The organism is Mammaliicoccus sp. P-M58, assembly GCF_022386165.1.
GTDB classification, from domain to species: domain Bacteria; phylum Bacillota; class Bacilli; order Staphylococcales; family Staphylococcaceae; genus Mammaliicoccus; species Mammaliicoccus sciuri.
In genome coordinates, this window is record NZ_JAJNJI010000003.1 from 165,783 (window position 1) to 183,211 (window position 17,429).

Genomic DNA, 17,429 nt, shown 5'->3' on the forward strand with positions numbered 1-17,429 from the left:
GTGATATATATGATTGAAAAGTTACATCAAGTCATGTTATATGTTGATGATCAAGAAAAGGCTGTTGAATTTTGGAAAGATGTAATGAACTTTGTTGTGAAGTCTGAAGATGGGTTGCCTGAAGGTTTCAAATCTGTAGAAATTGCGCCTAGTGAAGATGCTGAAACGTCATTTGTATTATTTGATAAAGCTTTTATTGAAAAGTACAGTCCTGAAGTGAGTTTAGAAACACCTTCTTTAATGTTTAAAGCTTCGAATTTTGATGAATTATATAAGTCGTTAAAAGAACAAGGATTAACTGGTCATGATATTATAGAAATGCCTGAGGGTAGAGTATTTAATTTTCATGATAAACAAGGTAATTATTTTGCGATTACTGAGTAAAAACGGAGGGAATTGAAATGATAGAAGCGCAGTTCCGAATTTCTTATAGTATGTTATCTGATGTGGTCAAAGATATAGATGAGAAACAAGCGGATTTTCAACTGGAGTTAGCAAAAAATAATATTAAATGGCAACTTGGTCACGTAATTGTGGCAAATGAATCATTTGTCTTTGGTACAACTGAAGAAGGTAATATACTCGGTGAAAAATTAGGAAATCATTCTCACCAGGTACTTCACCACAAGATTTTACAGGTGTAGAACCAACTTTCCAAGAATTAAAAGGCATATTAAATCAACAACTAGAAAGAATATTAAATGCACTTGATGAACAAATGGACAAATCTAGAAAAGCACCGATAGCGAATATGGAAACATTTGCAGAAACAATTTCATTTGGCATATTGCATACGAATTATCATACTGGCCAAATTAAGTTGATGAAATCAATGTTAGATAAATTAGATCAAGGCGTATAAAAATATAGAGAGAAAAGAAACGATTATGTTTCCTTTCTCTCTTTTTCGTTAGAACAGTCAAAGCATAATAATGTTTTATCTTCTTGCACGACACCTTCTATAAAGCCGCTATTACAATAAATATCTGTTTGGCATTTTGCACATTTACCAACGAATTCTTTTTCCATAGTATCACACCTTAAAATTCATTTTATGTACTTAAAAGTGATATGATAATTATGTATATACTAACATATTTTTATGGAGTGATTGAAATGGCTTTAGAGATGAAACCGAATTGCGAAAAATGCGGATATGAATTTCATAAGAAAAGTAATGCTTTTATATGTGTTCAAGAAACAACATACTGCAGAGAATGCGCTGAAAATTTATATTATGTATGTCCAGAATGTAATGGTGAACTTGTTGTTCGTCCGAAAGCAAAAGCTGATACTAAAACTGTAATGGGAGACCGTTAATGATAAATGAGGTGATGGATTGAATATTCGAAGATTACAACTCAATGAGATAGAGCAAGTTATTTCTGTATTTGATGACTATCGTGTTCATTTTGGTCATCAATCAGATATAAAGACGACGTATGAATTTATATATAGAAATGTTTCTCGTGAAGATGCTGTTATATTTATAGCTGAAGCGAATGAGCAAGTGATAGGATTTGTACAACTATACAAGATGTTGTCATCAATGAAAATGTCAAACCTACTTATTATTAATGATTTATTTTTAACTGCAGATGCGAGAGGTCAACGAATTGGTGAGCAATTAATGAATCAAGCATTTACTTATGGGAAAGAAAATGGATATGAGACAATATATTTAGAAACCGAAAAATCAAATATAGCTGGTAATCGTTTATATCAAAAATTAGGTATGCAAATTGATGATGAACATAACTATTATCATAAACATTTATAAACAAGAGGTGACTTTTAGATGAAAGCAATTGGGTTTAGTAACAGTTTTGATTTGAAAGTATCAAACGAATTTGAAGAAAGAGATATACCAGTTCCAGAAGCTAAAGGAAGAAATATTTTAGTAAATGTGAAAGCTGCGAGTATAAATCCTATAGATACGAAATCAAGAAATACATCAGATGGGGAATTTAAAATATTAGGGTATGATGCAGTAGGTGTTGTAGAAGCGGTTGGAGAAGAAGTAGAATTATTCCACGTAGGTGATGAAGTATATTATTCTGGCACAAATACGAAACAAGGGTCGAATGCAGAGTATCAATTAGTTGATGAACGACTTGTGGGCATTAAACCAGAACACTTATCTTACGTTGAATCAGCAGCTTTACCTTTAACAGCACTAACATCATTTGAAGCGTTATTAGAAGGCCTAAATATTTCATCTAACCCTGAAGATAATAAAGATAAGAAGTTACTGATTATCAATGGTGCAGGTGGCGTAGGTTCTGTCGCAACTCAAATTGCGAAACATTTGGGGCTAACAGTTATCACGACTGCATCACGTAAAGAAACAAGAAGATGGTCAGAGAAAATGGGTGCTGATATAGTACTCAATCATAAACACCATTTACCAGATGAATTAAGAGCACATAAAATTAATCAAGTAGATTATATCTTTAATACACATAGTAGTGATGCTTACTTTAATGTAATGGCAGAAATGATAAAGCCAAGAGGAAAAATCGTAGCACTTGTTAATTTTATGGATAAAGTAGATTTAAATTTATTAAAAGATAAAAGCGTAATATTCTCATTTGAGTTTATGTTTACAAGACCAAAATACGAAACAGACGACATGATCGCACATCATGAATATTTGAGAAAGTTAACATATTTATTAGATAGAGGTACGATTAAAACGACAGTAAATAAGACACTAAAAGGATTAAGTGTAGAAACAATTACAGAAGCACATCGTTTAATAGAAGAAGGAAGAAGTATTGGTAAAATAGTTATAGAATATTAACAGTACTAATAGAGATGTCGTTACGAACATTTCTGGTCAAACTTGTTCATAACGGGTGTTTTAATTACAAAAGTCTGCCGAAATGTAACTAAGGAGGGCCATAGCAACAAAAGTCAGCAGAAGTGTAACTAACGGAGCCGTCACTACTTAAAATAAACTACAAAAAAGCACAACCTCACACGAGGTTGTGCTTTTCTACATCTTAATAGTCGTTTTCGTTTGCGATACGTCTTAAGTGTGGATATTTAGAACGTATTACATATACAAGTAATGTAAGTGCTGCGAATACGATTGCGATAAGTCCTATTATAAGCATTGATTGTCCATAAGTTACGTCGCTTGTGAAGTTAAAGATATTTTCTCTTAATGCTTTAATTACATAACTCATTGGAGAGAATGGGTGTAAGTCTTGGAAGAACTTACCTGATAATTCTATTGGGAATGTACCTTCACTTGATCCTAATTGTAAGATTAATAGTATAATCGCTAAGAATTTACCGATATTACCTAATACTACTGTTAGGAATGTCACAATCATATATGCTGCAATACTCCATAAGATAAGTGTTAAAGTGAAGTGTCCTGGATTGGCGATATCAATTTCAAATCCGTATAAACATAGTACCGCTAGTGCTAATGCTGAACCTAAAGCTTGCATCATGAATATTGCAAACTTACTTAACCACCATTTGAATCCTGTAGAATCACCAATTCGCTTATCAATAGGGTAAACTGCTGAGAATGCAACTGCACCTACATATAGACTTAATGATAGGATATATGGCGCAAAGCTTTGACCATAGTTATTAACTTCTGTTAAATCATCCTCGTTTGATACGACTGGATTATTGATTGCTTTAACATTTTTGTCTTCAAAGTATTTATCATCTGATTGTTTAATAGCTTTATCAATATTTGCTTTTAATTTATCGTTATTAGCTTGTAAATCATTTAAACCTTGAGATACTTTCATACTGCCTTGTAAAAGTTGTTGTCCTTCTGCGCCAGCCATTGGAGCAAGTTGTTCTAATCCAGACTCAACTTGTTTATTACCATCAATGAGTTGAGATTCTGCATCTGACATTTGTCCAAGTGCTTTAGAAGTATCTTTATAACCATCTGTTAATTTATTCATACCTTTAAATGATTCTGAAATATATTTCTCACGAACAGATTCACTTAAGTTATCTTCAACAGCTGTAATAGCTTTAGATGCGATTTGTGAACCAGTGTAACTATAACCAGGGTTCGTTTTGACATTTAAGTCGATTTTTTTAGGATTTTTGTCTAACATAGAACCTGCATTTTTAGTCGTTTCAGCTGGTATAGAAATGACAGCATATGATTCACCATGTTCTAAATGTTTGTCAGCAGTTTTTTGAGAAACAAATTCCCATTTAAATTTATCATTGTCTTTTAATTTATCTACTACGTCTTTACCGATGTCTGCCTTTTCACCATTGATTTTTCCACCGTTATCGCTATTCACTACAGATATCTTTAATGAATCCGTCTTTCCGTATGGATCCCATAAAGAACCTACAAATACTGAACTATAAATAAGTGGAATAAGCATAATTGCGATAAGTGATACGAGTAGAAACTTATGTGTCCATAAATTTTTTATATCATCAAACATGATTAACATTGTCCTTTCCTGTTATAAGTTTATTAGCTTTCTCTAATTGTTTAACAAACGTTATAATCTCTTCGTCTGAAAAGTGAGAAGACAGTTTACGATTAAATGTTTCGTAAATAACATCTTCAGTACGCTTTACAAGTTCTAAACCTTTATCCGTTAGTAAAACAGACTTCTCTCTCTTATCTTCGCCTTGCTGAATTGCAATAAGATCTAGATTCTTCAATTTATTAATTCTGTTTGATATAGCGGTCTTAAAGACGCCTTGTTTAGCTGCAATAAAACTGTAAGTGCACCTAGGAAAATCTTTAATAATTTTTAAAGTTTGATATTGTTCTTTAGAAACTACTTCATCTAACCCAGAATTATTTAAAATCTTTGCAACTTCACTGTGTATATTAATGATGGATTCTTGGAATAGGTTAAAAGCTTTTTTTAATTCTTCTTCCATAATTAGTACACCTCCTGTACTTAATACAAAGAGTATAGTACACCCTATGTACTATAATTGCAAGAGGTTTAACTTAAAAAAATACAATCGTTTGCATGTAAAGGCTTTCTTTTGAAAATATATGGCTTATATTGTCGTAAATTATTAATGCAATCGTTTGCATAAAATTGTTGACTTTTTAACTTTTTACACATATGATAAATCTATATTAAATTTTGAAAGCGATTACAATTATGGAGGGTTTATCTATGGCTGAAATGAAATTAGAGAATATAAAGAAGACTTACGACAAAGGTAATACTGTAGTACATGATTTTAACTTACATATTAAAGATAAAGAGTTTATTGTTTTCGTTGGTCCATCAGGGTGTGGAAAGTCAACAACTTTGAGAATGATCGCAGGATTAGAAGACATTACATCAGGAAATTTTTTTATTGATGATAGAAGAATGAATGATGTCGCACCGAAAGATAGAGATATCGCAATGGTCTTTCAAAATTATGCTTTATACCCACATATGACAGTCTATGACAATATGGCATTTGGACTTAAACTACGAAAAATGAATAAAAAAGAAATAGATAAAAGGGTTCAATACGCAGCTGAAATTCTTGGATTGAAGGAATATTTACCAAGAAAACCTAAAGCTTTATCAGGTGGTCAAAGACAAAGGGTTGCATTAGGTCGAGCGATTGTAAGAGATGCGAAAGTATTCTTAATGGATGAACCTTTATCTAATTTAGACGCGAAATTAAGAGTTCAAATGAGAACAGAAATATTAAAGTTGCATGAACGATTACAAACTACAACGATTTATGTCACACATGATCAAACAGAAGCTTTAACGATGGCAACACGAATCGTTGTCCTTAAAGATGGAGATATTATGCAAATAGGAACACCTCGTGAAGTATATGACGCACCTGAGAATGAGTTTGTTGCACAATTTATTGGCTCACCTGCAATGAATATCTTTGACGCAAAGGTTAATAAAGACGAGTTAGTAATTGGCAATCAAGTGATTAAATTAAATGAAAGTAAAGCACGCATGTTAAATCATAACGGCTATGATGGCAAGACGATACGATTCGGTATTCGACCAGAAGACATTCATGATGAACCTGTATTTATTAATGCTAATAAAGATGTAACTTTCAAGACTAAAGTACTAGTTAGTGAATTATTAGGTTCTGAAATTATGATTCACGGATTATTTAACGATGAAGAAATATGCGCCAAGTTAGATGCTAGAACAGTTATTCATCCAAATGATGAAATTGAGCTCGCTTTAGATTTAAATAAATGTCACTTCTTTGATAAAGAAACTGGAGAAAAAATAAAAAATTAATTTATTGAGTGAATCAACAATAAATGAAAGAAGGGGATTAGATGAAACATTTAATAAAAATTTGCTCAATATTACTCGTGACATTATTGCTTGCAAGTTGTGGTCCTAATCGAACGCAAGAAGATATTGATAAAGCATTAAATGATGATGAAAAAACGGCCAAACCTAAGTCACTTACGATGTGGGTAGATGGCGATAGACAAATGGCTTTTTATAAGAAAGTAACGGAAGATTATACAAAAAAGACAGGTATTAAAGTCATTCTTAAAAATACAGCTCAAGATGATCAAGTAGATAACTTGTCACTTGATGGTCCTTCAGGTAATGGACCTGACTTATTCTTTCAACCGCATGACCGTGCAGGAGACGCTTATTTACAAGGATTAGCAGCAGAAATTGATTTTACAGATGAAGAATTGAAAGGTTATTCCAAAGAAGCATTGCAAGCTTTAAATTATGAAGGTAAACAGTTAGCATTACCCGTTATCGTGGAATCAACGGCTGTTGTCTATAACAAGAAACTCGTTAAGACACCACCAAAGACGATGAATGATGTTGAAAAAATCGCAAAAGATGTAACTGACAAAGATAAAAAGCAATATGGATTTATGTTTGATGCAAAGAACTTCTACTTTAATTATCCATTTTTATTCTCACAAGGCGGATACATATTTAAAGAAGAAAAAGATGGATTTAATACAAATGATGTTACAGTAAATGATCCATCTGTCGTGAAAAATGGAGAGAGATTACAATCTTGGTATGACAAAGGTTATATTACGAAGTCAGCTAATCAAGATGTTATTGTTGGACTGTTTAAAGAAGGCAAAGTAGGCATGTTTGTTACAGGACCTTGGCAAACGAATGAGTTTAAAGAAGCACTTGGCGATGATTTCGGAACAGCAACTTTCCCAACTGATAATGGTAAAGAAATGAAACCATTCCTAGGGGTAAGAGGTTGGTTTATATCCGAATATAGTGAAGAGAAATACTGGGCTAAAAACTTAATGCTGTATTTAACAAATAAAGATAATATGCAGAAATATACAGATGAAATGCAAGAAATTACAGGTCGTACAGACGTTTCTTCTAAAAATAAATTATTAAAGCCATATGAAGAACAAGCTCAAAATGCTATTCCAATGCCAAATATTCCAGAGATGAGTCAAGTATGGGATCCGATGGGAAATGCAGCAGTATTTATGTCCAACGGTAAAGACCCTAAAGAAGCACTTGATGAAGCGAAAAACGGTATTGACGAACAAGTAGAAATTATGAATGCATCTAAAAAATAAAAGAAGGTGTGAAAATGAGAAATCCAAAATTAGCTGCCATACTATCGATTATTCCAGGTGTTGGCCAATTCTATAATAAAAGATATATAAAAGGTAGTATATTTATCGTATTTTTTATTAGTTTTATTTCAGTATTTTATCAATTTATGAATATTGGATTCTGGGGATTATTCACTTTAGGTACAGTGCCTAAATTAGATGATTCAAGGGTTCTATTAGCACAAGGTATCATTTCGTTATTATTAATTGCATTTGCGATCACTTTATATATCGTGAATATCATAGATGCTTATCGTAATGCAGATCAATATAATAAAGGATTTGAAATTAAAGATCGTAAAGGTCGAATGACGGCGACATGGGATAAGACTTTCCCATATTTATTAATATCACCGGGTATCTTTTTATTAATATTTGTTGTCGTATTTCCACTTTTATTCATGTGTTTTTTAGCTTTTACAAACTACAATTTATATAATGCACCACCTAGACATTTATTAGAATGGGTAGGATTTGATAACTTTAAATCATTAGTTACGGTACCTATTTGGAAGACAACATTCTTTAACGTATTAACTTGGACGATTGTTTGGACTTTAGTAGCGACTACTTTACAAATCGCGTTAGCGTTATTACTCGCTATTATTGTTAATCATCCACTTATTAGATTTAAAAAGCTAATTAGAACAGTATTAATCTTACCTTGGGCAGTGCCATCGTTTGTGACAATATTAATCTTTGCTGCCATTTTTAATGATGATTTTGGTTCGATTAATAATGATATCTTACAACCATTATTCGGTATTGCACCAGCTTGGTTAAATGATCCGTTCTGGGCAAAGGTTGCTTTAATATTAATTCAAGTATGGCTTGGATTCCCATTCGTATTTGCTTTATTCACAGGTGTTCTACAAAGTATTTCATCAGACTGGTATGAAGCGGCAGATATGGACGGCGCATCAAGTTGGCAAAAATTTAGAAATATTACGTTTCCACATATTTTATTTGCGACTGCTCCATTATTAATTATGCAATACGCAGGAAACTTTAATAACTTTAATTTAATTTACTTATTTAATAAAGGTGGTCCACCTGTTTCAGGTCAGAATGCAGGTAGTACAGATATCTTAATTTCATGGGTTTATCGATTAACATTTGATATGCAAAATTATAATATGGCTGCAACGATTTCATTAATTATTGGCGTGTTTATTGCCATTATTGCATTCTTACAATTTAGAAAGACGAGTACTTTTAAAGATGAGGGGGATATTTAATGAATAAGAAGAATAAAAATATATTAAGAGCGATTATCATGTATGGCATTTTGATTATTATGTTTATTATCATTATTTATCCATTACTGTGGACTTTAGGATTATCTCTCAACTCAGGTTCTAATCTTTATGGTTCTTCGATGATTCCGAAAGATGCATCTTTGAAAAATTATATTTATTTACTAACTGATCCATCAAGTGACTACCTCACTTGGTATAAGAATACTTTAATCGTGGCGACGGCTAATGCATTATTCTCAGTGATCTTTGTTGGTTTAACGTCATACGCATTTTCAAGATATCGTTTTGTCGGTAGAAAATACGGACTGATTGCATTTTTAATTTTACAAATGTTCCCTGTATTGATGGCAATGGTAGCAATTTATATCTTATTAAATACAATAGGCTTATTAGATTCACTATTTGGTCTTACTTTAATTTATATAGGTGGTTCCATTCCGATGAATGCATTCTTAGTAAAAGGATATTTCGATACAATCCCTAAAGAATTAGATGAATCTGCTAAAATAGATGGTGCAGGACATATGAGAATATTTTTCACAATTATGTTACCGTTAGCTAAACCGATTCTAGCAGTTGTTGCATTATTTAATTTTATGGGACCATTTATGGACTTTATTCTGCCAAGAATATTATTAAGAAGTCCTGAAAAATACACACTAGCAGTCGGATTATTTAATTTTATAAATGATAAATTCGGAAACAACTTTACAGTATTTGCTGCTGGGGCAATGATGATTGCAATACCAATTTCTATCGTATTCTTATTATTACAAAGATACTTAGTAACTGGTTTAACGGCAGGTGCTACAAAAGGATAATAAAGGAGTGATCTCGTGGTTACAATAAAAGATGTTGCGAAAGAAGCAAATGTTGCACCATCAACAGTATCAAGAGTGATAAGTGGACATAAAAGTATAAGTGATAAGACATCAAAGAAAGTTAAAGCTGTGATGAAGCAATTGGGCTATCAACCTAATATTGCCGCGAGAACACTTGTAACACAAAAATCTAAAACGATTGGTTTAATTTTAAAATCAGCTTCTAAAGAAATGACGCAAAATCCATTCTTTACAGATGTTCTGATGGGGATATCAATAGCTTGTAAACAAAGAGAATATTCAACGATTATGACTACGTCAGTTGAACAAGCTGACTTATTAGTGGAAGTTGAAAATCTCATTAAATCTAAATCAATTGATGGCTTTATTATGCTTTATTCAAAAGAAAATGATTCCGTTACACAACTACTCAAAAAATATCAATTTCCGTTTGTAGTTGTAGGTAAACAACTAGGCGAAAGAGAAATTATTCATATCGACAATGATAATGTCGAAGCAAGTCAAATGATAACTGAATTTATGATTCAAAAAGGCCATGAGCATATAGCTTTTATAGCTGAACCAGATTCATATGCTGTTGCAATAGATAGGGTAGAAGGCTTTAAGAAAGCTTGCGATAAACATGGTATAAAGCAATATGAAATTTACCATGCAAATCCTAACAGAGATGAAATATTTGCAATCATTAAAGAAATGAAAGAAACTGCGACTTTCCCTACAGCGATTATTACATCAGATAGCATGATCAATATTAATTTATTAAGCGCATTATATGAACTTAATATAAGAGTGCCAGATGAAGTGATGACAGCAACTTTTAATGATTCATTTATTAATACTTTTGCTTCACCACCTCAAACGGTCGTTAATATTTATCCTGAACATTTAGGTGAGGAAGCAGGTATAGCTTTAATTAAACTGATTGAGAATCCTAATATTTTAAGAAAAAATACGATTATTCCAACAGATATAATAGAGAGAAAATCAACGATAAAATAAGAGGTGACTAAATGATGGAGGAACGAATTTGGTGGAAAGAAGCGGTATGTTATCAAGTTTATCCTAGGAGTTTTAATGATTCTAACAATGATGGTATTGGTGACATAAATGGTATTAGAGAAAAGTTAGATTATTTGAAAGATCTAGGTATAGATGTGATTTGGGTTTCGCCAATATTTAAATCACCTAATGATGATAATGGCTATGATATTAGTGATTATCAAGATATTATGGATGAGTTTGGTACGATGGAAGACTTTGAATTACTTTTAAAAGAGACACATGATAAAGGTATGAAACTCATATTGGATTTAGTCATCAATCATACATCAGATGAACATCCATGGTTTATCGAGTCTAAATCGAGTAAAGACAATCCTAAGAGAGATTGGTACATATGGCAAGAAGGAAAAGACGGCAAAGAACCTAATAACTGGGGAAGTATTTTCAATGGTTCAGCTTGGGAAAGAACTAAAGAAACAGATGAATACTACTTGCACATTTTCAGTAAAAAACAACCAGATTTAAATTGGGAGAATGAAGCGGTCCGCTCTGAATTATATAATATGATTAACTGGTGGTTTGATAAAGGCATTGATGGTTTCCGTGTAGATGCGATTACACATATTCAGAAATCATTTGAAGATGGCGACATACCAGTCGAACCAGGTGATGAACAGTATAAAGCAGCGTTTGAACGCTATACGAATAGACCAGGTATATTAAATCATTTACGTGAATTGAGAGATGAAACATTCAATAAATATGACATTATGACAGTAGGAGAAGCAAACGGTGTCAGTCCTGATGATGCGAATGATTGGGTAGGATTTGATAATGGTATATTTAATATGATTTTTCAGTTCGAACATTTAGGATTATGGAATACTGAAGATAGTGGATTTGATGTTATACAATATAAAAATATTATGTCTAAATGGCAAGACCAACTTGAAGGCATTGGTTGGAATGCGCTATTTATCGAAAATCATGATCAACCAAGACTCGTTTCAACTTGGGGAGATGATGAGCATTATTGGTATGAAAGTGCAACTAGTCATGCTACAAATTATTTCTTACAAAAAGGCACACCATTTATATACCAAGGACAAGAAATAGGGATGACGAATTATCCGTTTGAATCATTAGAAGATTTTAATGACGTTTCTGTTAAAAATGAAATTAAATTGAAAGAACAAAATGGAAAAGATACATCATCTTTATTAAATAATTTGAGTAAAGTAAATAGAGATAATTCTCGAACAATGATGCAGTGGGATAATCGTGCGTATGCAGGATTTTCTACAACAGAACCATGGTTCCACGTAAATCCAAATTACAAAACAATCAACGTAGCAGATCAGTTAGAAGATGAGCATTCTGTATTAAATTATTATAAGCGTTTGGTTCAATTGAAAAAAGATTACGACGTATTTAATTACGGTAAATACGAACTAGTCGATAAAGATCATAAACAAATCTATACGTATAAGCGCATATTAGATAACGAAGAAGTTATTATTATGAGTAACTTAACAGGCGAAAAAGCTACTATCACATATCCACTTAATATAGAAAAAAGTAAATTATTATTGCACAACTATATAACGATAGAAGATAACAACGAATTAGAACCATTTGAAACTAGAGTCTATCGAATAGAAGAATAATAGTGGGGATCCGAGACAAAGCCTATTGTCTCGGATTTTTTATTTATGTGTGGGAATGTATCTACCAAAATTCGGAATAGTGGTAATAAGAACGCGCTAACTACCATAATTCAGAAAAGAGGTAATAAGAATGCTGTAACTACCATAATTCAGAAAAGTGGTAATAAGAATGCTGTAACTACCATAATTCAGAATAATGGTAATAAGATGGGCACCCTCGTTAGGGACATTATTTAAAATTCTGTCCGTAAGCCCCCTCGTTAGAGACATTTCTCAGAGTTCTGTCCCCAAGCACTATACACGCTCAAACTTAAATTGTCATTTCTTATTAACTCATATTGTTAACGCTTACCTATCTAAACGTTTTATAATGGAATAGAAAACATAGAATTTAGACGGGAGGTCATTGTATGAAGAAATTAATGAATGAAAAAACAAACTTTGTAGCGGATATGCTTAAGGGAATCGAAGTAACGGATAACTCAGTTGAAATTATTAGTGACAATGTTGTCGTTCGTAAAAATGTTAAAAAGAGTGGTGTTGCTTTAGTTTCTGGTGGTGGATCTGGTCATGAACCTGCACATGCTGGATATGTTGCTGAAGGTATGTTAGATGCAGCTGTATGTGGTGAAGTCTTTACTTCTCCTACACCAGATAAAATTCTCGAAGCGATTAAACATGTCGCGACTGATGAAGGTGTCTTATTAATCATTAAGAATTATGCCGGAGATGTTATGAACTTTGAAATGGCGCAAGAGATGGCAGAAATGGAAGGTATATCTTGCCAATCAGTTATCGTACGTGATGATATTTCTATTGAAAATGAACAAGATAGAAGAGGTGTAGCAGGTACAGTTCTTGTTCATAAGTATGCCGGCTATCTCTCTGATAATGGATATAATTTAGCAACTATTAAAGAAAAAGTAGAATCATTTATTGAAAATATTAGAACGATTGGAATGGCCATTTATCCTTGTTTAGTACCAACAACTGGTCAATACGGATTTGATTTAGATGATAATAAAATGGAGATTGGTATTGGTATTCATGGTGAACGTGGTATTTATCAAGAAAATATTGAAACAATCGATAAAATCATTAACCGTTTAATGCATGAACTTGAAAAGGAAGTTTCTGATAAATCATTAATCGCTATGATTAATGGTATGGGTGCGACACCAGATTCAGAACTTGCAATCATCGCGCATTATTTTAATGAATATGCAGAACAAAATGAATTAGATGTTAAAAAATATTTTGTTGGCAATTATATGACTGCACTAGATATGCAAGGATTTTCTATTACATTAGTGCCCTATCAACAAGAAGTAGAAGAAGCATTTAACGCACCGACAGAAAGTAAATATTTTAAATAGGAGGCATTTTAAATGAACGCAGAAACATTGTTAAACAAACTTAAAGATTTAAGTCATACGTTTGAACAAGAAGAACAAAATTTAACACAATTAGACAGAGCAATTGGTGATGGCGACCATGGTGTTAATATGTTGCGTGGATTTAAAGCTGTGGATGAGAAAGTTACAGGAGATACAGTGAGTGATGTATTGAAATCAACAGGCATGACGTTAATGAGTTCTGTAGGTGGTGCATCAGGTCCACTGTATGGATTTAGCTTTGTTAAAATGGCAGGTCTAAATTATGATGAAATCACTTCTGATAATTTATTAGAATATATAAATACTTTTAAAGATGCTGTTGCTGCTAGAGGTAAAGTAACAGGTGGCGAAAAAACAATGTATGATGTGTTATTAAAAGCCTCAGATCATTTATCAAATGGGGATTCATTATCTGAAGAGGTGTTGCAACAGTTCGCTGAAGATACTAAAGATTTAGAAGCAACTAAGGGTAGAGCAGCCTATTTCAAAAAGGATTCAATTGGTCATATAGATCCTGGTGCTCAAAGTATGGTATATGTATTAAAAGCTTTAAGTGAGGATGTGTAAACATGGCGACAATAGGTATTATTAGTCATAGCAATGATATCGCACAAGGTGTAAAAGCATTATTGGAGCAAATGTCTCCGAGTGTTACAGTTATCGCTAAAGGCGGGACAAATGAAGGTGAAATCGGCACAAGTATTGATACGGTTAATGAAGTGATTGATGCATTAACTGAAGATGCTTTGTTATTTTACGATATTGGTTCATCTGAAATGAATTTAGAAATGGCGTTAGACTTATATGATGGTGAATATAAATTGTACAAAGTAGACGGTCCAATTGTAGAAGGTGCATTTTTAGCAAGTGTATCTTTATCAACAGGTGCAACATTAGAAGAAGCAATGGAAAGTATTAAAAGAGAATTTCATCAATAATTTAAATTCTTTAAGATGAAATATATTTTAAATGATATAATTGCTCTACTAATGATTTTAACAAGGTGGAGAAAGAAGAATGAAGATATCGAACAAGAAATTATACGAAAAAGTTGCAGATGTCATCATATTAGATATTAATGAAGGTCGTTTGAAAATAGGAGACCGCTTACCATCTATAAAGGCTTTATCTGAAAGTTTTGGGGTAGGACAAGCAACGATAAGAGAAGCATTGAATGCGTTAAGAGCAATGGGCTATGTAGAAATTAAACACGGGCAAGGTACTTTCATCGTTGAAAGAGAAGAAGTTTATTTTAATATCGAAGCAATCAATGGAGACGTCAATGATATTGAAAATCTACTAGAGGTTCGTAAAATTGTTGAAGTCGGTGTATCAAGACTAGCAGCAGAAAAAAGAACGGATGATGACTTACATGCTATTGAATCTGCATTAAAAGATATGAAACAAGCCATTCAAGACAATGAATTAGGAGAAGCTTCTGATTTGAAATTTCATTTAGCTGTAGTAGAAGCGGCTAAAAATGATATGCTTAAACAATTATTGTTAAATGTATCTGAAATTATGAGACATACAATGAAAGAAACGAGAAGGATTTATTTATATACGAAAAGTAAATCAATCGAGAAGTTATATAATGAGCATAAAGAAATTTTTGAAGCTATTAAATCTCAAAATGCAGAGCGTGCGCAACATAAGATGGCTTTTCATTTAGAAGAAGTAGAGAAAGTTGTACTTAGTAATATTAAAAAAATAGATCAATAATACTTGATGATGATAACTGCTATTGATGTCTTACATAGACATGATAGCAGTTTTTTATTTTATGCAAAATTAAAAGCGATAAGCTTCAGGAGGCTTATCGCTTTAGGGTATGTAACCCCATCCGTTCCATTTCATAATCATATATAAAGACTTCTTACAGTTAATAATAAATTGCATGATGTCTATTCGAAAATGAAGTACATTTATTACAACTTATCATCTGTATACTTAGTATAAGGTCAACGGTGCACTTTATCAATGTTAATTCTTAAAAAAAGATGCCAAATTTACACTTAAAAGTGATTTAAAAATTTATATAAAGACTTGATATAAAAATAATTATAAAATTATCAGAACCTTCAAAAAATAAATACAGTTTGATATACTGTTTTTAATTTACTGATTGGAGGATTATATATGAATCAAACAAAAGAAAAGGTTTCAATCATTAATAGATTTCTTAATTTAATAGAAAGGGCAGGTAATAGATTACCAGATCCAAGTATACTGTTTTTCTTCTTATGTGCAGCGTTAATATTTCTGTCTTGGTTTATTTCATTATTTCACATAAAAGTTGAAAGTCCTGCAACTGGGAAGACTGTAGAAGTTACAAATTTAATTTCTAGAGAAGGTTTTGGAAAGATTATCAGTGAATCTATCACGAATTTTTCGGAATTTCCCGCATTAGGCTTAGTACTAGCAGTTATGTTAGGGATAGGTGTTGCTGAAAAGACGGGGTATTTTGATAAGTTAATGATACAAGTTGTTCAGAAAGCACCTAGAAAAATCATTGTACCCATTATTATATTTGTAGGTATTATTGGTAATGCTGCAGGAGATGCAGCGCCAGTCGTGTTACCACCATTAACAGCATTAGTCTTTATAAAGTTAGGTTATCATCCGATTGCTGGACTTGCGATGGCTTATGCCTCAGCACTAGGTGCATTTGCTGCAAACGTTACATTAGGTATGAGTGATGCGTTAGTATATGCATTTACGAAACCAGCAGCTGAAATAATTGATAAAGATATCAATTTAAATGTCGCGATGAACTGGTATTTTATTGCAGCATCAACAATCATCTTATTACCAGCTATTTATTACGTCAGTATGAAAGTCGTTATTCCACGTTTAGGTACATACAAACCTGATGAAGGTTATGAGGCTCAAAGTGATGATAATGAAATTAGTGCAAAAGAAAGTAAAGCATTAAAGTATGCCAATATTAGTTTCTTTGTTGTTGTGGCGTTATTACTTGCTTTAGCGATTCCTGAAAATGGTTGGTTAAGAAATCCAAAGACAGGTAGTTTAATTGATAAAGCACCATTGATGGATGGTGTAGGTATCATTATTTTAGTTATCTTTTTTGTGCCTGGATTTGTATATGGTATTCTTTCCGGGAAAATCTCAAATACAAAAGATTTAGGAAAAATGTTATCAGATTCCATGTCCACAATGGGTAGCTTTATCGTTATTGTATTTTTTGCTGCTCAACTTTTAGCATATTTAGAATGGAGTAATTTAGGTATTGTGATCTCTGTAAAAGGTGCAGAATTATTGCAAGGTCAAAATGGCGTCATCTTGATTATTGGATTTATCATTCTAAGTAGTTTGATCAATCTATTAATTGGAAGTGCCTCGGCTAAATGGGCAATATTAGCACCAATCTTTATACCAATGTTTATGTTATTAGGCTATCATCCAGCATTTACACAAATGGTTTATCGTATCGGAGACTCCATTACAAATCCGATTACACCGATGATGCCATATTTACCATTATTACTTTCATATGCTCAAAAATATGATAAAAATATGAAACTAGGTACATTAATATCTAGTTTAATGCCATATTCAATTGTGTTAGGAATCGTTTGGCCATTATTTATGATTATATGGTACTTACTTGGTATACCTCTAGGACCAGGAGGAGATATTTATTTTAATAAATAGTATTATGCATT

At 32.3% G+C, this 17,429-nt stretch carries 20 protein-coding genes; 17 read left to right on the forward strand and 3 right to left on the reverse strand.

The genetic code is table 11. From position 1 onward, the window contains the following. The first annotated feature begins 12 nt into the window (after positions 1-12). From LQ694_RS04590 to LQ694_RS04600, 3 genes are all read left to right on the forward strand, one after another. A complete protein-coding gene (locus tag LQ694_RS04590; RefSeq protein ID WP_096792051.1) occupies positions 13-384 on the forward strand; it encodes a VOC family protein in 372 nt (123 codons plus the stop codon). Positions 385-401: 17 nt separating this feature from the next. Beyond that, positions 402-644, forward strand: a complete 243-nt coding sequence (locus LQ694_RS04595) for a DinB family protein (protein ID WP_231493100.1) — start codon at positions 402-404, stop codon at positions 642-644. A 74-nt stretch (positions 645-718) separates the two neighbouring features. After that, positions 719-862 carry a hypothetical protein gene (locus LQ694_RS04600; protein WP_231493101.1) on the forward strand — a complete coding sequence of 48 codons (144 nt, stop codon included), beginning with the start codon at positions 719-721 and terminating at the stop codon, positions 860-862. A gap of 23 nt (positions 863-885) precedes the next feature. On the opposite strand, the gene LQ694_RS04605 is transcribed toward LQ694_RS04600, so the two are convergent. After that, the gene (locus tag LQ694_RS04605) at positions 886-1,029 is read right to left on the reverse strand and encodes a hypothetical protein (protein WP_167739975.1); all 144 of its coding nucleotides are present in this window, start codon (positions 1,027-1,029) and stop codon (positions 886-888) included. An 87-nt stretch (positions 1,030-1,116) separates the two neighbouring features. On the opposite strand from LQ694_RS04605, the gene LQ694_RS04610 reads away from it, so the two are divergent. Genes LQ694_RS04610 through LQ694_RS04620 form a run of 3 tightly spaced genes read left to right on the forward strand, consistent with a single transcriptional unit; the run spans position 1,117 to position 2,803 of the window. Further along, positions 1,117-1,320 carry a DUF1272 domain-containing protein gene (locus tag LQ694_RS04610; protein ID WP_037589002.1) on the forward strand — a complete coding sequence of 68 codons (204 nt, stop codon included), beginning with the start codon at positions 1,117-1,119 and terminating at the stop codon, positions 1,318-1,320. Between the two features lie 19 nt (positions 1,321-1,339). Beyond that, positions 1,340-1,780 (forward strand): GNAT family N-acetyltransferase, encoded by a 441-nt coding sequence (locus tag LQ694_RS04615; protein ID WP_218697229.1) that lies wholly within the window; start codon positions 1,340-1,342, stop codon positions 1,778-1,780. 18 nt (positions 1,781-1,798) lie between these two features. After that, entirely contained in the window at positions 1,799-2,803 is a 1,005-nt protein-coding gene (locus LQ694_RS04620; RefSeq protein WP_218697230.1) for a zinc-binding alcohol dehydrogenase family protein, read from the forward strand. Positions 2,804-3,005: 202 nt separating this feature from the next. Here the strand turns inward: LQ694_RS04620 and LQ694_RS04625 are convergent, their stop codons facing one another. Together LQ694_RS04625 and LQ694_RS04630 are read right to left on the reverse strand one after the other, a co-directional pair. Continuing rightward, positions 3,006-4,442 carry a YhgE/Pip domain-containing protein gene (locus LQ694_RS04625; protein WP_058611939.1) on the reverse strand — a complete coding sequence of 479 codons (1,437 nt, stop codon included), beginning with the start codon at positions 4,440-4,442 and terminating at the stop codon, positions 3,006-3,008. Beyond that, positions 4,435-4,893: a MarR family winged helix-turn-helix transcriptional regulator gene (locus tag LQ694_RS04630; RefSeq protein WP_049320043.1), complete on the reverse strand. Its 459-nt coding sequence runs from the start codon at positions 4,891-4,893 to the stop codon at positions 4,435-4,437. The genes LQ694_RS04625 and LQ694_RS04630 overlap by 8 nt, the downstream gene beginning before the upstream one ends. A gap of 248 nt (positions 4,894-5,141) precedes the next feature. On the opposite strand from LQ694_RS04630, the gene LQ694_RS04635 reads away from it, so the two are divergent. From LQ694_RS04635 to LQ694_RS04685, 11 genes are all read left to right on the forward strand, one after another. Continuing rightward, the gene (locus LQ694_RS04635) at positions 5,142-6,242 is read left to right on the forward strand and encodes an ABC transporter ATP-binding protein (protein WP_058611907.1); all 1,101 of its coding nucleotides are present in this window, start codon (positions 5,142-5,144) and stop codon (positions 6,240-6,242) included. A 41-nt stretch (positions 6,243-6,283) separates the two neighbouring features. Further along, positions 6,284-7,537: an extracellular solute-binding protein gene (locus LQ694_RS04640; protein ID WP_058611908.1), complete on the forward strand. Its 1,254-nt coding sequence runs from the start codon at positions 6,284-6,286 to the stop codon at positions 7,535-7,537. 8 nt (positions 7,538-7,545) lie between these two features. After that, positions 7,546-8,814, forward strand: a complete 1,269-nt coding sequence (locus LQ694_RS04645; protein WP_096792018.1) for a sugar ABC transporter permease — start codon at positions 7,546-7,548, stop codon at positions 8,812-8,814. Beyond that, positions 8,814-9,656 carry a sugar ABC transporter permease gene (locus LQ694_RS04650; RefSeq protein WP_025906438.1) on the forward strand — a complete coding sequence of 281 codons (843 nt, stop codon included), beginning with the start codon at positions 8,814-8,816 and terminating at the stop codon, positions 9,654-9,656. Before LQ694_RS04645 ends, LQ694_RS04650 begins: the two co-directional genes overlap by 1 nt. 15 nt (positions 9,657-9,671) lie before the next feature. After that, on the forward strand, positions 9,672-10,676 hold the full coding sequence (locus LQ694_RS04655) for a LacI family DNA-binding transcriptional regulator (RefSeq protein ID WP_065381677.1): 1,005 nt from the start codon (positions 9,672-9,674) through the stop codon (positions 10,674-10,676). Positions 10,677-10,690: 14 nt separating this feature from the next. Continuing rightward, a complete protein-coding gene (locus LQ694_RS04660; RefSeq protein ID WP_096792052.1) occupies positions 10,691-12,346 on the forward strand; it encodes an alpha-glucosidase in 1,656 nt (551 codons plus the stop codon). Positions 12,347-12,756: 410 nt separating this feature from the next. Continuing rightward, on the forward strand, positions 12,757-13,722 hold the full coding sequence (dhaK, locus tag LQ694_RS04665) for a dihydroxyacetone kinase subunit DhaK (protein WP_096792020.1): 966 nt from the start codon (positions 12,757-12,759) through the stop codon (positions 13,720-13,722). A gap of 12 nt (positions 13,723-13,734) precedes the next feature. Further along, positions 13,735-14,310 (forward strand): dihydroxyacetone kinase subunit DhaL, encoded by a 576-nt coding sequence (gene dhaL / locus LQ694_RS04670; RefSeq protein ID WP_096792021.1) that lies wholly within the window; start codon positions 13,735-13,737, stop codon positions 14,308-14,310. A gap of 2 nt (positions 14,311-14,312) precedes the next feature. Beyond that, positions 14,313-14,681, forward strand: coding sequence for a dihydroxyacetone kinase phosphoryl donor subunit DhaM (gene dhaM / locus LQ694_RS04675; RefSeq protein ID WP_049320051.1), 369 nt, complete (start codon positions 14,313-14,315; stop codon positions 14,679-14,681). A gap of 79 nt (positions 14,682-14,760) precedes the next feature. Next, on the forward strand, positions 14,761-15,465 hold the full coding sequence (locus LQ694_RS04680; RefSeq protein WP_049320052.1) for a FadR/GntR family transcriptional regulator: 705 nt from the start codon (positions 14,761-14,763) through the stop codon (positions 15,463-15,465). A gap of 417 nt (positions 15,466-15,882) precedes the next feature. Next, entirely contained in the window at positions 15,883-17,418 is a 1,536-nt protein-coding gene (locus LQ694_RS04685) for an AbgT family transporter (protein WP_058611913.1), read from the forward strand. Positions 17,419-17,429 lie beyond the last annotated feature (11 nt).

Coding starts and splice junctions, on each gene's coding strand:
- LQ694_RS04595 (WP_231493100.1), top strand. CDS start 402: ATGATAGAAGCGCAGTTCCGAATTTCTTATAGTATGTTATCTGATGTG.
- LQ694_RS04600 (WP_231493101.1), top strand. CDS start 719: ATGGACAAATCTAGAAAAGCACCGATAGCGAATATGGAAACATTTGCA.
- LQ694_RS04605 (WP_167739975.1), bottom strand. CDS start 1,029: ATGGAAAAAGAATTCGTTGGTAAATGTGCAAAATGCCAAACAGATATT.
- LQ694_RS04610 (WP_037589002.1), top strand. CDS start 1,117: ATGGCTTTAGAGATGAAACCGAATTGCGAAAAATGCGGATATGAATTT.
- LQ694_RS04620 (WP_218697230.1), top strand. CDS start 1,799: ATGAAAGCAATTGGGTTTAGTAACAGTTTTGATTTGAAAGTATCAAAC.
- LQ694_RS04625 (WP_058611939.1), bottom strand. CDS start 4,442: ATGTTTGATGATATAAAAAATTTATGGACACATAAGTTTCTACTCGTA.
- LQ694_RS04630 (WP_049320043.1), bottom strand. CDS start 4,893: ATGGAAGAAGAATTAAAAAAAGCTTTTAACCTATTCCAAGAATCCATC.
- LQ694_RS04635 (WP_058611907.1), top strand. CDS start 5,142: ATGGCTGAAATGAAATTAGAGAATATAAAGAAGACTTACGACAAAGGT.
- LQ694_RS04640 (WP_058611908.1), top strand. CDS start 6,284: ATGAAACATTTAATAAAAATTTGCTCAATATTACTCGTGACATTATTG.
- LQ694_RS04650 (WP_025906438.1), top strand. CDS start 8,814: ATGAATAAGAAGAATAAAAATATATTAAGAGCGATTATCATGTATGGC.
- LQ694_RS04660 (WP_096792052.1), top strand. CDS start 10,691: ATGGAGGAACGAATTTGGTGGAAAGAAGCGGTATGTTATCAAGTTTAT.
- dhaK (WP_096792020.1), top strand. CDS start 12,757: ATGAAGAAATTAATGAATGAAAAAACAAACTTTGTAGCGGATATGCTT.
- dhaL (WP_096792021.1), top strand. CDS start 13,735: ATGAACGCAGAAACATTGTTAAACAAACTTAAAGATTTAAGTCATACG.
- dhaM (WP_049320051.1), top strand. CDS start 14,313: ATGGCGACAATAGGTATTATTAGTCATAGCAATGATATCGCACAAGGT.
- LQ694_RS04680 (WP_049320052.1), top strand. CDS start 14,761: ATGAAGATATCGAACAAGAAATTATACGAAAAAGTTGCAGATGTCATC.
- LQ694_RS04685 (WP_058611913.1), top strand. CDS start 15,883: ATGAATCAAACAAAAGAAAAGGTTTCAATCATTAATAGATTTCTTAAT.